This window comes from Alphaproteobacteria bacterium, from assembly GCA_040905865.1.
GTDB lineage: Bacteria > Pseudomonadota > Alphaproteobacteria > UBA8366.
Window position 1 is genome coordinate 48,610 of sequence record JBBDQU010000002.1, and the last position, 14,394, is coordinate 63,003.

The 14,394-nt window shown below is 62.1% G+C and carries 14 protein-coding genes, 2 tRNA genes, 1 pseudogene and 1 riboswitch; of the genes and pseudogenes, 12 read left to right on the forward strand and 5 right to left on the reverse strand.

The window, feature by feature from the left end; all coding sequences use genetic code 11:
* The first annotated feature begins 120 nt into the window (after positions 1 to 120).
* Together WD767_00500 and WD767_00505 are read left to right on the forward strand one after the other, a co-directional pair.
* Positions 121 to 1,017 (forward strand): NAD(P)-dependent oxidoreductase, encoded by an 897-nt coding sequence (locus tag WD767_00500; GenBank protein MEX2614554.1) that lies wholly within the window; start codon positions 121 to 123, stop codon positions 1,015 to 1,017.
* A gap of 10 nt (positions 1,018 to 1,027) precedes the next feature.
* Complete coding sequence (locus WD767_00505; protein MEX2614555.1) at positions 1,028 to 2,086, forward strand: hypothetical protein; 1,059 nt, start codon at positions 1,028 to 1,030, stop codon at positions 2,084 to 2,086.
* Positions 2,087 to 2,102: 16 nt separating this feature from the next.
* Here the strand turns inward: WD767_00505 and WD767_00510 are convergent, their stop codons facing one another.
* Positions 2,103 to 2,681, reverse strand: a complete 579-nt coding sequence (locus tag WD767_00510; GenBank protein ID MEX2614556.1) for a TMEM165/GDT1 family protein — start codon at positions 2,679 to 2,681, stop codon at positions 2,103 to 2,105.
* A 16-nt stretch (positions 2,682 to 2,697) separates the two neighbouring features.
* A riboswitch (yybP-ykoY riboswitch) is annotated at positions 2,698 to 2,867 on the reverse strand.
* 126 nt (positions 2,868 to 2,993) lie between these two features.
* On the opposite strand from WD767_00510, the gene WD767_00515 reads away from it, so the two are divergent.
* The 3 genes from WD767_00515 (at position 2,994) to WD767_00525 (ending at position 4,647) form a co-directional block, all read left to right on the forward strand.
* Positions 2,994 to 3,911, forward strand: a complete 918-nt coding sequence (locus WD767_00515; GenBank protein MEX2614557.1) for a phytanoyl-CoA dioxygenase family protein — start codon at positions 2,994 to 2,996, stop codon at positions 3,909 to 3,911.
* Between the two features lie 69 nt (positions 3,912 to 3,980).
* Positions 3,981 to 4,241: a type II toxin-antitoxin system Phd/YefM family antitoxin gene (locus WD767_00520; GenBank protein MEX2614558.1), complete on the forward strand. Its 261-nt coding sequence runs from the start codon at positions 3,981 to 3,983 to the stop codon at positions 4,239 to 4,241.
* 4 nt (positions 4,242 to 4,245) lie between these two features.
* Positions 4,246 to 4,647 (forward strand): type II toxin-antitoxin system VapC family toxin, encoded by a 402-nt coding sequence (locus tag WD767_00525; GenBank protein MEX2614559.1) that lies wholly within the window; start codon positions 4,246 to 4,248, stop codon positions 4,645 to 4,647.
* Positions 4,648 to 4,661: 14 nt separating this feature from the next.
* On the opposite strand, the pseudogene WD767_00530 reads toward WD767_00525, so the two are convergent.
* Positions 4,662 to 4,877 (reverse strand): annotated as a pseudogene (locus WD767_00530) (GMC oxidoreductase).
* A gap of 69 nt (positions 4,878 to 4,946) precedes the next feature.
* Between WD767_00530 and WD767_00535 the strand changes: the two are divergent.
* Entirely contained in the window at positions 4,947 to 5,720 is a 774-nt protein-coding gene (locus WD767_00535) for an SDR family NAD(P)-dependent oxidoreductase (GenBank protein MEX2614560.1), read from the forward strand.
* Positions 5,721 to 5,762: 42 nt separating this feature from the next.
* Here the strand turns inward: WD767_00535 and WD767_00540 are convergent, their stop codons facing one another.
* Positions 5,763 to 6,290, reverse strand: a complete 528-nt coding sequence (locus WD767_00540) for an N-acetyltransferase (GenBank protein ID MEX2614561.1) — start codon at positions 6,288 to 6,290, stop codon at positions 5,763 to 5,765.
* A gap of 116 nt (positions 6,291 to 6,406) precedes the next feature.
* Between WD767_00540 and WD767_00545 the strand changes: the two genes are divergently transcribed.
* The 6 genes from WD767_00545 to WD767_00570 all read left to right on the forward strand — a co-directional run bounded on the left by WD767_00545 (position 6,407) and on the right by WD767_00570 (position 13,831).
* Positions 6,407 to 7,729 (forward strand): tetratricopeptide repeat protein, encoded by a 1,323-nt coding sequence (locus WD767_00545; protein MEX2614562.1) that lies wholly within the window; start codon positions 6,407 to 6,409, stop codon positions 7,727 to 7,729.
* An 80-nt stretch (positions 7,730 to 7,809) separates the two neighbouring features.
* Positions 7,810 to 8,730 (forward strand): TauD/TfdA family dioxygenase, encoded by a 921-nt coding sequence (locus WD767_00550; protein ID MEX2614563.1) that lies wholly within the window; start codon positions 7,810 to 7,812, stop codon positions 8,728 to 8,730.
* Positions 8,731 to 8,773: 43 nt separating this feature from the next.
* Positions 8,774 to 9,178, forward strand: a complete 405-nt coding sequence (locus tag WD767_00555) for a VOC family protein (GenBank protein ID MEX2614564.1) — start codon at positions 8,774 to 8,776, stop codon at positions 9,176 to 9,178.
* Positions 9,179 to 9,355: 177 nt separating this feature from the next.
* Entirely contained in the window at positions 9,356 to 10,285 is a 930-nt protein-coding gene (locus tag WD767_00560; GenBank protein MEX2614565.1) for a TauD/TfdA family dioxygenase, read from the forward strand.
* A 190-nt stretch (positions 10,286 to 10,475) separates the two neighbouring features.
* A complete protein-coding gene (locus WD767_00565) occupies positions 10,476 to 11,786 on the forward strand; it encodes an ATP-grasp domain-containing protein (GenBank protein MEX2614566.1) in 1,311 nt (436 codons plus the stop codon).
* On the forward strand, positions 11,783 to 13,831 hold the full coding sequence (locus tag WD767_00570) for a CocE/NonD family hydrolase (GenBank protein MEX2614567.1): 2,049 nt from the start codon (positions 11,783 to 11,785) through the stop codon (positions 13,829 to 13,831). The genes WD767_00565 and WD767_00570 overlap by 4 nt, the downstream gene beginning before the upstream one ends.
* A gap of 151 nt (positions 13,832 to 13,982) precedes the next feature.
* Here the strand turns inward: WD767_00570 and WD767_00575 are convergent.
* Together WD767_00575 and WD767_00580 are read right to left on the reverse strand one after the other, a co-directional pair.
* Positions 13,983 to 14,058, reverse strand: a tRNA-Asn gene (locus WD767_00575).
* Positions 14,059 to 14,181: 123 nt separating this feature from the next.
* Positions 14,182 to 14,255: transfer RNA gene (locus tag WD767_00580), tRNA-Cys, on the reverse strand.
* Positions 14,256 to 14,394: the final 139 nt, after the last annotated feature.

The following is a 14,394-nucleotide window of genomic DNA, read 5'->3' on the forward strand; positions in this document are numbered from 1 at the left end:
CGGCCTGGTCGGAATCAGGCTACCCCGGATTTCGGAAAATGATTGCATATTGCTATTGCGGGTGCCGGCGGCGATCCTGACAGGCAGGATCTATTTCTTGGGGCGCGTGGGAGGGAGAATATGAAAGCAGGATTTATCGGCACCGGGAGCATGGGATTGCCGCTGGCGTCCAATCTGCTGGAGCAGGAACGGTCGCTGGTCGTCTTTGATATCAACCCGGCGGCGACGAAGCCGCTGGCGGACCGTCAGGCGCGGGTCGTGGCGTCGCCGGTCGCGGTCGCGGATGAAGCGGATGTCGTCTTCGCCTGCATGCCGAGCCTGGACAGTTTCCACGCCATCGTGACCGGACCCGATGGCGTGATCGGCGGCCGGCAGATGAAGACATTCGTCAACCTGGGCACGATGGGCAGCGATGCGATCACCGAGATCGAGCGGGTGCTGGCGGAAAAGGGCGTGGGCGTGCTGGATTCGCCGATCACCGGCGGGGTGGCGCGGGCGCGTAACGCTGATATCACTGTCATTGCTTCCGGGCCGCAGGCGGTCTTCGATATCGCCGAGCCGATGCTGAAATCCTTTGCCCGGGATATCCACTATGTCGGCGACAAGGTGGGGCAGGCGCAGCTGACCAAGATCTGCAACAACATCATGTCGATGACCAACCTGATCGTCGGGCTGGAGGCGATGGTGCTGGCGGCCAAGGGCGGGGTCGACCCGGAGAAGGTCCTGGCGGTGCTCAACGCGGGCACGGGCCAGAACAGCGCGACGCTGACCAAGATCCCGAATTTCATCATGAACCGGAAATTCGACATGGAAGCGCCGATGTATATCAACGAGAAGGATACGCATCTCTGGCAGCAGGAAGCGGAACGGCTGGACGTGCCGCAGATGGTCGGGAGCGCGGCGGCCCAGACCCTGCATCAGGCGCTGGCCTTCGGTTTGCGCAGTGGCGATCTGAGCGAGATGGTCAAGCTGATCGAACGCAACGCCAATTTCCAGCTACCGAAAACGCGCGACTAGGGGAACCGACATGGAACAGGGAACCGGTTATGCGGGCTGGATCATCGAAACCGTCGCGGGCAATGGCGCAGCCGGCTATGCGGGCGATGGCGGCTCGGCCGCCGACGCCACGCTGAACAATCCCTTCGATGTGGTCTTCGACAAGGCGGAAAACCTTGTTTTCACCGATACGTTCAATCATTGCATCCGCCGGATGGACGCGAAGACCGGCGTCATCACGACCCTCGCCGGGACAGGGGAGGCGGGATATTCGGGCGATGGCGGGCCCGCCCTTCAGGCCCAATTCAACCAGCCTTACGGTCTGGCGGTCGGCCGGGACGGCGCTATCTACACCGCCGACCGGCACAATGCCGCCGTAAGGCGGATCGACGGCGTAACCGGCGTCGTGACCACATTCGCCGGCAATGACGCGGCCGGGTTTTCCGGCGATGGCGGGCCGGCAAACCGTGCCGGCATGGCGGAACCGAACGGCCTGGTCTTTTCCCGGGACTTCGCCAGCATGTATATAGCCGACGTCGCCGATAACCGGGTCCGGGTCGTGGACATGGCGAGCGGCATTATCGCGACCTTTGCCGGCACCGGTGCGGCCGCCCATGACGGCGATGGCGGCGCGGCGACGGCCGCTTCTGTTTTCGGCGCCCGCGCGGTGGCGGTGCGGCCGACCGACGGCGCGGTTTATATCCTGGAGCGGCAGGGCAGTTCGCTGCGGCTGGTGACGCCGGACGGCACAATCGCCACGGTCGCGAGCAGCGGCGAAAAGGGCTATGGCGGCGACGGGGGCCCGGCGGCTTCGGCGATTTTCGACCGGCCCAAGGAAATGACCCTGGACGGCGCCGGCAATGTGCTGGTCGTCGATACGGAAAACCACGCCATCCGGTTTATTGACTGGCAGGCGGACCGGGTCGGCACGATCGCCGGCACCGGCGCCCATGGCTATTCGGGCGATGGCGTGCCGGCGGTGCAGGCCATGCTCGCCCGCCCGCACGGCGTGGCGGTGGGGCCGGACGGGTCGTTCTATATCGGCGATACGGAGAACAACCGCATCCGCCGGGTGTCGCCGCCGCGCTGAATAATTATGGGTTGCTTTAATTCCTGGCGAATACCGCGCCAAAATCGGCAAGCGCCATTATGCCAAGTACGGCAAAAATGCACGCCGCAATGCCGTGGACGAGCTTCAGCGGCACCTTGGTCGCGGCCACATCTCCCAGCAGCACGGCAGGAATATTCGCCAGCATCATGCCAAGGGTCGTGCCACAAGTTACCAGCAGCAGGTCATTGAAGCGGGCGGCGAGGGCGACGGTGGCCACCTGTGTCTTGTCGCCGATCTCCACGATAAAGAATGAAACAAGGGTCGCCAGAAACGGGCCGAACCGGCCAGGCGGTTGCCGATCGTCATCCAGTTTGTCGGGAACCATGATCCAGACGGCCATGGCGAGGAACGACACGCCGATAATCCATCGCAGCCAGTCGCCGCCGAGCCAGTCCGCGACAAGCGAACCAACCCAGGCCGCCAGCCCGTGATTGGCCAGTGTCGCGACAAGGATGCCGAAAATGATGGGCAGGGGCCTGCGGTACCGCGCCGCCAGCACCAGGGCGAGCAGTTGCGTCTTGTCGCCGATTTCCGCAATTGCGACGACCGTTGCCGATACGATCAGGGCTTCCATCTGAACACCAGAGGGGGGCCGGATGGACATGACCGTTGGCTCGCCGCCCCACCCGGCCCCCCGGGAAAGCAGTCGAATCCAATGGTCTCGCCAGGCCAATCGCCGGATGCACCATGAGCCAAGGCTCAAGTCTGTTGACGCATCCCCCTCTGAAGCCGAGGGCGGCTACTCCCCAATGACGGGCCTAACCTAATCGTGTCTCCCGGGAAGGGCAAACGAAACCTTCCGAACCGGCGCCAGCGCGCAAGGGCCTTTTCAGCCGGGCGGGCCGCTGCTACCGTTTGCCCCTTCGTTTCCGGGAGGGAGAAGACCATGCTGGCCAATACGACGCGCACCCTGACCGACCTGCAGCGCGAGCAATGGGCGGTGGACGGTTACCTGCAACTCGAAGGGGCGCTGAGCCCCGCCGAAGTCGATTTTTTCTCAAACCTGCTGGACGATGTGCGCCAGCAGCCGGGCTACGAGCCGGCGCCGAAGGAGCTGCCGCGCGGCCATTACAAATGGGCGCCGCATGCGGACAGGAACCTCGACGCCTTCATGGACCGGCGCGATCTGCTGCCCTACCACCAGGCGTTCATCGACCTGATCGACCGGCCCGCCATCTTCGACCTGATCCTCGACCTGATGGGCCCCTATATCCAGTTCTCGATGAGCCAGGCTATCGTTCGCGCGTCCACCGACACCTTCCCCGGCTACACCCATACCGATGGCGGCGAGGCGCAGCGCGCGATCCGCGTCACCGAAACCAGCCGCCCGCTGGCGGTCAAGGTGATGTACCTGCTGACCGACGTGACCGAACCGGACAGCGGCAATTTCACCGTCTTCCCCGGCAGCCATATGCGGCCCTTCCCGGATCGCGCCGAACGCATCCCCAATCCGCATGCGGCGGGCGCGGTGCCGCTGCTAGGCAAAGCCGGCGACGCCTATGTCTTCCCGCACGCGATCTGGCACGGCCCGTCGCCGAACGGTTCCGGCAAGGCGCGCAAGACGCTGCTGTACAATTACTGCCAGATGTTCATGCGGCCCTACGATTTTGCCGCGCCCTACACATCGCTGTTCGACAGATGCACCCCGCGCCAGCGCCGGCTGCTCGGCGACCTCGGCCACGACTTCCGCCCCGGCGATTTCTTCTACGCGCCGGAAGACCAGGAGGAAGTGATGGCGGCCGGCGGCCATATGGACGAACGCCCGGCGACGATCTACCGGATGGCGAAGCAGGAGAACGCATAGGGGCCGCTCTTGTTATCACTCTGAACTGGTCATATATCTGGTCAGGAACATTCCAGGGCGGAGGATTCCATGGGCAGGACATGGCCGGTTCAGGACGCAAAGGCCCATTTCAGCGCCTTTCTCGACGCGACGCTCGCCGAAGGGCCGCAGGTCGTGACACGCCGCGGCAAGGAAGCCGCAGTGCTCGTGCCCATCGACCAGTGGCGTCGCATGGAGAAACTCGCCCGCCCCGATCTGAAAGAGTTGCTGCTCGCCCCGGAGGCCCGGACGGAGGCGCTGACGCCACCCCGCAAGCCGCACCGTCATCGCGCACCGCCGGATTTACGGTAACCCTGTGTATCTGCTCGATACCAATATCGTCTCGGAATTGCGCCGCCCCCGGCCGCACCAGGCGGTGCTGAACTGGATTGCAGATGTGCCGGCGGACGAACTGTTTCTGTCCGCCGTCACCATTGGGGAAATCCAGGCAGGTATAGAATGGACGCGGGAGCAGGACGAAGCCAAGGCATTCGAACTGGAAGCATGGCTCGATCAGGTTGCCGGCGCCTATGGCATCATCCCCATGGATGCCGCTGCCTTTCGCCGGTGGGCGCAATTCAAGCACCGGAAATCCGATACGCTGCTGGAAGACGCAATGATCGCGGCAACGGCGCTGGTGCACGACCTGACGCTCGTTCCCCGGAATATCCGGGACTTCGACGCGCTGGGCGTGGACGTCATTGATCCGTTTTCGTAACGAAGACTCGCCCCTCAATCGAACAGCGTCGCGTCGGCCTGCCGCTTCTTGATGTTGACGGCGATATACAGCGCCAGCACATGGATCGTGCAGGTGGGGTTCACGCCGCCTGAGGTAATCCGGATTTCGCCATCGACGATGAACAGGTTCTTCACATCATGGCAGCGGCCCCATGCGTTGACCACCGAGGTTTGCGGATCCGTTTCCATCCGCGCGGTGCCGAGCAGGTGGCCGGGGTGGTTCAGCATCTTGCGTAACTCGTATACTCCGGTCGACAATGCAAAGCAGGGAGGGGCAGCATGCAATCCATCGAGGGGAAAATCGCCTGGGTAACCGGCGCGGGAACCGGCATCGGGCGGGCTGGAGCCATTGCGCTGGCCGGGGCCGGGGCGGCGGTGGTCCTGTCCGGCCGCCGGGTGGCGCAACTGGAAGACGTGGCGCGGCGGATCGCCGATGCGGGCGGGGCGGCGGAGGTCGAACCGCTGGATATTGTCGACAGCGAGGCCGCCAATGCCGTCGCCGCGCGGATCGTCGAACGGCACGGCCGGATCGATATCCTCGTCAATTCCGCCGGGCTGAACCGGCCGCGGCGGCGCTGGCGCGACATCACCAGCGAGGACTGGCACACCATCGTCGATGTCGACCTGAACGGCGCGTTCAATGTGTCCCATGCGGCACTCATGGTGATGCGGCAGCAGCGCGACGGGCTGATCGTCAATGTCTCGTCGATGGCGAGCCAGCGGGTCGGCGGCGTGTCGGGCATCGCCTATACTTCGGCCAAGACCGCGCTGAACGCGATGAGCGAAAGCATCAATTTCGAGAATTGCCACATGGGCATCCGCGCCTGCGCCCTGTGCCCGGGCGAGGTGGCGACGGAAATCCTCGACCTGCGCCCGTCGCCGCCCAGCGCGGAGGACCGCGCGCGCATGGTGCAGGAAGAGGATGTGGGCGAAACAATCCTGTTCATCGCCCGGATGCCGCCGCATGTCTGCCTGAACGAAATCCACATCACCCCGACCTGGAACCGCGGCTATCTCGGCGCGGCCGACCGCCAGATCCCGCGCGACGACTGACGGAAAATTACCGCAGACCTGTTCGGAGTCCTGCTTCCGGGTTCAGGCTCCCCAAAGGGCCGGCTGGCGCCATGGCTGCGGTACGACAAGCCTGCCCCGGCACGGCAGCTCGACATGACGTAGCTTGATCGATTGCCAGGCCCCGCGCCATTCATCCGGCAGGGGATAGGGTGGTGTGACATCCTCCTCCGGGATAAAGCCCAAACGCCCGTAATAGGCGGGGTCGCCGAGCACGCAGACCTGTGTCACGCCGGCATTTTCCAGCCGTTGCAGACCGGCGCGGACGAGTGCGCTGCCGATCCCCTGCCTTTGGCAGGCAGGGGCGACGGCGAGCGGTCCCAGAAGTGCGAGTTTGTCGGATTTCCCGTCCATGCCGCATGTCGTGAATAGGATATGCCCCGCCAGGGATGCGTCGACGATCCCGACCAGCGAGAGAACCAGTGCCGTTTCCTGCAGGAGGTCTCGCACCAGAGGCAGCAGGTCCTCTTCGGGAAAGGCGTCCGGATAGAGTGTCCCGATCCGGGCCATATCACCCGGCAGACTTTCGCGGATTTCTGTTTTCCCCGGCATCTTCTCTTCAGCAACCAGTGATGGCTGCGACATTCTCTCTCAGGGTCGGTTGTTGCGCCGCGCGCCGGCGGCATGCACCATAGCATGCGGAAAACGGAATGTGACGGGAGAACATCATGGCCAGCGATGCACAGGGGCACGAACTTACGGGGGCAAGCGCGGCGGCGGCGGCGCTGTTCGACGAGGCCGTGCGCGCCTATACGCTCAATTACGGCGACGCCAATACGATCCTGGCGAAAGTCGAGGCGGACTCGCCGCATTGCGCGATGGCCGCCATCCTGCGCGGCTGGCTGCTGGCGGTATCGAACGATCCCGGTTTCGTCGCCCAGGCGCGCAGCCATATCGCGGCGCTGGACGCCTCCGGCTTGAATGCGCGCGAACAGGCCCTGCTGGCCGCGCTGCGCCATACGGCGGAGGGGCGCTGGCAATCCGCGACAGTCGTGCTCGACCGGCACCTGATGGATTATCCGCATGACCTTGTCGGCCTGCAATCGGCGCTGCGCATCGATAATTTCCAGGGCCGCTTTCACCTTGCCGCAGCGCGCGGGGCGCGGGCGCTGCCGTTCTGGTCCGACAACCAGCCGGGCTACGGCATCATGTTGTCCTTCTACGGCTTCGGGCTGGAGGAGGCGGGCGACTACGCGCAGGCGGAGGCCATTCTGCGCGAGGCGGCGGAGCGCGAGCCGTATGGTTACTGGCCGCATCACGGCGTTTCCCATGTGCTGGAAATGACCGGCCGCCCCGAAGAGGGGATCGACTGGATGGAAAGCCGGGAAAAATTCTGGGACACGCCGGAAAACGCCAACCGGGTGCACATCTGGTGGCACAAGTCGCTCTACCACGTGGAACTCGGCCAGTACGACAGGGCGCTGGCTATCTATGATAACGAGGTCGCGCAGTATGTCCGACCGGTCGGCACCAGCATGTGCAACCCGACCGCGCTGCTCTGGCGGCTGGAAACGCTGGGTTGCGAGGCAGGCGACCGGTGGGCGCCGGTCTTCGCCAAATGGCAGGGCAAGGCGAACGGCCGCACCAGCCCGTTCAACGATGTCCACTACGCCATGACCGCGCTGCGCGCCGGCGAACGCGCCGCCTATGACAGCCATCTGGCGGTGATGCGGGAGACGGCGGCCAATGGCGGCGAACTCGCGCCGGCTTATGGCAAGCTGGCGGTGCCGGTCGCCGAGGCGATGGCCGACTTCACCGACGGGCATTATGCCGACGCCGCCGAGCGTCTTTTGTCTGTCCGGGTCGACCTCTGGCGGCTTGGCGGCAGCATCGCCCAGCGCGACCTCGTCGACTGGACCCTCACCGTGGCAGCGTCCCGCGCCGGCCTGCCGGGCGTTGCCCGCTCCATGGCCAACGAACGCCTCGCCGCGCGGCCGGACAGCGCCGTCAACCGGCACTTCCTGAAAGACGCGCGGGCGATTGCCGTTTAGGGCGGGACTTGCCGCGACCGTGATACCGGGCTCATAATGCGGCTTCGCTTCATACGTACTGCAGCTATCGGGAGGTTGTCATGGCACCGGTTATCACACCCTGCGACGCCACTCTGGGCGCCGTGATCACGAATATCGATCTTGCGTCCCTGGACGACGCCACCTGGAAAATCGTCGAGGATGCGTTTCCAAAATACGGCGTTCTGGTCTTTCCGGGGCAGGGGTTGAGCCCCGAGGATCAGTATCGGTTCGCCTGCCGCTTCGGCGAGATCGAGGTGACGCGCCCCGGCTCCGAGGGCCAGACGGTCTATATCAGCAACGAAAAGGAAGCCGGCAAGGTCTTCTCGCCCGAGGAAACCCGCTTCAAGCAGCTGCGCGGCAACGAGGGCTGGCATCTCGACAGCACCTATATGCCGCTCGCGGCCAAGGCGGGGCTGCTGCAGGCGAATGTAATCCCGTCCAGCGGCGGCGGTACGGAATTCGCCGATACGCGCGCCGCCTATGACGCGCTGGACGATGCCATGAAGAAGCGGATCGCGGGCCTGTCCGGCTTCCATTCGCTCTATGCCAGCCAGGCCAAGATCGGCCACAAGGTTCCGACCGGCACCGGCTACGGTTACCATACCAAGGGCGCGCCGCTGCGGCCGCTGGTCCGCACCCATCCGGTCACCGGGCGCAAGTCGCTCTGCATCGGCCGCCACATCTTCCGGATTCCCGGCATGGAGGACGACGCGGCGGTGAAGCTGGTGGACGAACTGGTCGATTTCGCCTGCCGGCCGCCGCGTGTCTACTCGCACAAATGGGCCGTGGGCGACCTCGTTGTCTGGGACAACCGCTTCGTCATGCATCGCGCCATGCCCTATGACTTCAATGAAACCCGTATCCTGCAGGCGAACCGCATCGCCGGCGATCCGGCCAGCGAACTCGCCCCGACCGACCGGGATCCCTATGCCAGCGACTACCGGCCAACGGGCTCGAACGAAATCGAGGCCGCGGCCTGAGGGGCGGCAGGCCGGTCCTTAAAAAGCAGAATTGGAGCCAATTGTGACTGAACGTCCAGCAGCCTTTCGCGGCATTCGCCACGTCGCCTTCCGGGTGAAGAACCTGGAGGAATGCGAGAAGTTCTATATCGATGTGATGGGGATGACGCTTCTAAACCGCGCCAACGAAAACCTGGTGTATCTCACCTGCGGCAACGACAACCTGTCGCTGGCCCGCGCCAAGTCGGACCCTGAAAGCGGCGACGTCTTCGACCATTTCGGTTTCATCGTGGAGAGCCGGGAAACGCTCGACGCCTGGTACGATTATTTCAAGTCGATTGACGTGCCGGTCATCGACCGGCCGCACGATCACGCGGATGGCGCGCGCAGCTTCCATATCAAGGACCCGGCCGGCAATGTCATCCAGCCGATCTACCACCCCGCGATCTCGGCCCAGCATTTTGAGTAAAAGGGCGGGGGCGTTGAAGAAGTGCCTGTCTTGATCTCGCTGTGAGGCCATGTCGGCGAAATGCCATGTATATCGTTCGGTCGCGAAAATGACGCATGAGAATTCCAGTTTGACGTTCGGTCGTCTGCTTTCAGTGACCGGCAGCAATAAGGGGAGCTAAAGATGCGAACGGATGCAATGGCCCAAAATACTGTATCGGCTCCGTCGTCAGTTGAGGTTATCCCGCAAGCCATTCATATTGGCGCAGAAATTCGCGGCGTCGATCTGTCGCGCCCGCTTCCGCCGGAACAGGTGCGCGATATCCGCGCCGCCCTGTTGACGTGGAAGGTGGTCTTTTTTCGGGATCAGCCGATGACGCATCGCCAGCACATCGACTTTTCACGCCAGTTCGGCGCCCTGACGCCCGGTCATGTCGTCTATGGCGGGGATGGTGAATTCCCCGAAATCTATCCGATATCGAAGCACCGTGCGGCAAACCATTTTCAGGAGCAGGTCCTGCTTCGGCCGTGGACCGGTTGGCATACCGATCTCACGGCGGCCATTAATCCGCCCATGGCCTCGATTCTGCGCGGGGTCGTTGTCCCGCCCTATGGCGGCGATACGCAGTTCACGAGCCTCGTGGCGGCCTATAACGCGCTTTCACCGACAATGCGGGCGTTTGTCGACGGTCTGCGCGGTATTCACCGGAACGCGCCGCCCCAGGAGGTCAAGGCAGAGAAGAATTACGAGGATATGCTTAAAAGACGCACCCTCGTCTCCGAGCATCCGCTCGTCCGTGTTCATCCCGAAACCGGCGAGCGCGCCCTTTACGCCGGACCAATTCATTTGAAATCGATCGCGGGGCTATCGCTACGCGAGAGCCAGGTCATCCTCGAACTGTTGTGGGAACATCTCGTGCGGACAGAGTTTACCGTACGCTTCAAGTGGGAGCCCGGCAGCGTTGCATTCTGGGACAACCGGTCGGCCTGCCACCTGGCGCCGCGCGATATATTCGATTCGGATTTCGACCGTGAATTCTATCGAACGACTCTGGTCGGGGATGTTCCGATCGGCGTTGATGGCAGAGAATCGACATCCATAGAGGGAGATCCGATCACCGCGGCTTAGGGGGGCGGCCGGCACCGGCCACGGCATCAATGCCAGGGACGCGCCGCTGCGTCCGTTGGTCCGCATTCCGCCGCGGGTCTATCTTGTTGAATCACGCTAGGCATGGCCTTCCGGCGTTCGGGAAGGAACCGATGAAATCGGCTTTCGTTTACCCAGAAGAGATAGCGAAAAACAAGCCGGTACATTGACAATGAAAAAGAACGTGGCCGTCGTCGGGTACGATAATTTCAACGAAAAGTATCTCTTGGAGACTATTCGCGACGCGGAAGAAATTTGCTTCGTTCCGGTGCTCGACCGAAACGAAACGGCAATCCAGAAGCAGTCCTACCCTTTCGCGGAGCGTCTGCAGCTTGGGTTGCAGCGATTAAACGGTATTTCCGGCGGCGTCGAAGGGATTATCACTTTTTGGGACTTTCCGTCTTCCGCACTAACGCCCTTTCTCGCCCGCGACGCCAACCTTCGCTATGCAAGCGTGGAAAGCGTCATAAAGTGCGAACACAAGGTCTGGAGCCGCGAAGAACAGGCTGCGGTCGTTGACACGCCCAAGTTCGCCCCATTCTATCCCTTCGACGACGATCCGCTGGGCGACGTCACGCTCGATTTCCCGTTCTGGGTGAAGCCCGCCGTCGGTCATTCATCGATACTCGGTTTCGAAATCAGGAACGTGGAGGAATTCCAGGATGCCCTCGAGAAAATCCGCAGCAGCATTCGTACGCATACAACTCCCTTCCGGTATGTCATGGAGAATGTCGATCTTCCGGACCGGCTGGCGGAAAAAGGCGCAAGCCTGTGTATTGCCGAAGAAATAATATCGCACGGCGATCAGGTTACGCTTGAAGGCTACGTTCAGGATGGCGAAATTTTCGTCTATGGCGTCGTCGACTCCCTGCGCCTCGAGAACGAGCACAGTTTCTCGCGCTATCAGTACCCATCGGCGCTCGATGAACAGACTATTGCGCGCATGAAAGAAAAGACGGCAAAGATCATGCGCCGGTTCGGCTACGACAACTGTCCTTTCAATATTGAATTTTTCCACGACGACAGCACCGGGCGGATTGACGTCGTTGAGGTGAATTCGCGGGTTTCGCAGTCTCATGCCGACCTGTTCTACAAAGTCGATGGCCAATCGAACTTCCAGATTCCGGTCGATCTCGCTCTCGGCCGCTCGCCGCGCTGGGACAGCGGCATGGGCGAATTTGCCGTCGCTGCAAAGTTCTTCATTCGGATATTCGAAAATGGCCGGTCGACTAGTGTTCCTGATGCGGCTTCGCTCGGCGCGCTTGAAAGGGCGATGCCGGATGTTCGTGTCGACGTCAAGATAGCGCCCGGCCAATTGCTTGCGGACCTGCCCGAACAGGAAAGCTACAGCTACGAAATTGCCGATGTTTTCGTCGGTGGACGGGACGAGAAGGAACTGATTGAGAAGTTCGAAGCGAGCAAGGATTTCCTGCACTTCGAATTTCAACCGGCCGGGACATCCGCAAAAGGTATCCGGCCATGAGGTTTGTCGAAGATCTGGCTCTGGCCGTAACCGAATGCCGCCACACGGAAATTGAAATGCCGGACGGGACAAAGCTCGCCGCCCGCATTTGGATGCCGGAGATGGCGCGCAATTCCCCGGTTCCCGCCATCCTGGAATACATTCCCTACCGCAAGAGCGACCATACGATTCGGCGTGATTCTATGATGCACCGATACATTGCCGGTCACGGCTATGCCTGCATCAGGGTCGATCTTCGTGGCAGCGGCGATTCGGAAGGAATCCTGAGAGACGAATATCTGGAAACCGAACTCGTCGACGGCGCGTGCGTAATCGAATGGATCGCGTCGCAATCCTGGTGCACAGGGGACGTCGGCATGATCGGTATTTCCTGGGGCGGGTTCAACGGGCTGCAAATTGCCGCGCGTCAGCCGCCGGCGCTCAAGGCCGTTATAACCGTCTGCTCGACAGACGACCGGTATGCCGAGGACGTTCACTATATGGGCGGTTGCCTGCTGGGCGACAACGTATCCTGGGCCGCACAGATGTTTGCCTATAATTCGCTTCCACCGGACCCTGCCAATGTTGGTGAAAAATGGCGGAACATGTGGTTCCAGCGACTGGAGGCGAACGAGCCGTGGCTCGGAATCTGGCTGGAACACCAGTATCGCGACGACTACTGGCGGCACGGTTCGATCTGTGAGGACTGGTCGGCGATAAAATGCCCGGTCATGGCGGCTTCGGGCTGGGCGGACGGATACACAAATGCGGTTTTCCGTATGATGGAAAATTTGCAGGTCCCCCGTCTGGGACTGGTCGGCCCGTGGAGCCACAAGTATCCTCACATCGGCGAACCGGGACCGGCCATTGGCTTCCTGCAGGAGTGTCTGCGTTGGTGGGACCGGTGGCTCAAGGGGATCGATACCGGTATCATGAACGAGCCGATGGTTCGGGCATGGATGCAGGAATCGATCCCGCCAACGACGCTCGCGGCAACGCGCCCGGGCCGCTGGGTCGGCGAAACGGAATGGCCGTCACCGCGAATAGAAACAAGGGCATATGCGCTTTCCTCGTTAGGCCGTCTCGTCGACGAGCCGCGGATGGAGCAGGTGGCTATTGCGGCGGATCGCGATGAAGATTTTTCCCTTTCGCTGCAGTCGCCGCTGACGAACGGGCTGTTCGCCGGCAAATGGTGTTCCTATGCGGCAACACCCGATCTCCCCCACGACCAGCGCCAGGAGGATGGCGGTGCGCTTGTGTTCGATAGTGACCGGCTTGACGAGAATATCGAGATTCTGGGCGCACCGATTGTCGAACTCGAATATAAGGCGGATCAACCGCTCGCCGTCGTCGCGTTGCGGATATCGGATGTCCAGCCTGACAACAAGGTAACGCGCGTCAGCTATGGCGTACGCAATCTTTCGCATGACGACGACCACCGCGTTTTGCGCCGCATCGATACCGGGCGCAAGTATCGGACTTCTATCCAGCTGAACCATATGGCGCAGGTCTTTCCGAAGGGGCATCGCATACGCCTTGCCGTTTCCACCAGCTACTGGCCCCTGATCTGGCCGGCGCCAAAAGCGGTAAGGCTGCGCGTATTCACGAGTGGCTGCCGTCTCTACCTGCCGGTGCGCCCGAAACGTGCAGCCGACGCCCGCATCGCATTCCAACCCGCCGAGGCGTCGCCACCGGTTCATGTGGAGCAACGATCCGCCACGCAGCACAACTGGCACGTCATCTACGATCTCGCCAAGGATCGCCACACGCTTCATGTCGTGGACGACGGCGGCACGGAACATATTTCGGATAATGAAATCGACTACGAGACGAAGACCGAAGAATGGTATTCATCCGTTGGTGACGACTTTCAGTCGATTTCCGCCGAAGTCCGGTCGACGCGTGGCTTGCGACGCGGCGACTGGCGAACGCGCGTGAAAAACAGGACGCGGCTCAACTGCACCGAGGAACATTTCCATCTTACGGCCGAACTGGACGCATACGAAGGCGATCAACGCGTATACAGCCGGAACTGGGACCGCCGGATATCGCGTCGCGGCGTGTGACGGTCCCGCGAACGCTGACCTCCGAAATTTGACCGGCACTTGCAATTGAGGCCGGCATGCGTACCCGCTGGTCGGGTGATTAAACGGATTCCAGGTGGTTTACAGGTGAAAAAAGGGGTCAGCCCGAAACAGGCTAACCCCTTCAATTTATTGGCTCCGCGGGCAGGACTCGAACCTGCGACAAGGTGGTTAACAGCCACCTGCTCTACCAACTGAGCTACCGCGGATCAGTACGGCATGCCACCCGGAGGTTACCCGGACAACATACGCGCGCGCTTATATCAGACACCCTGCCGCATTGCAAAGCCTTCTGGTACAGAAGAGTTGCGCTGCCCTCGTGACAGGCGATCTGGAGGTGAGGGCCGGAATCGAACCGGCGTGCAAGGATTTGCAATCCTCTGCCTAACCACTCGGCCACCCCACCGGATCACGGCGCGTGATATAGGCCGGGGGGGACGGGGGGTCAAGTCGCGCCCGACTTGTCGGGCCGGCCGTGCCGGATTTCGTCCCAGGGCTGAATCATAAATTGTTAATGCGCTGAGGGACGAACAGGATTCTTATGA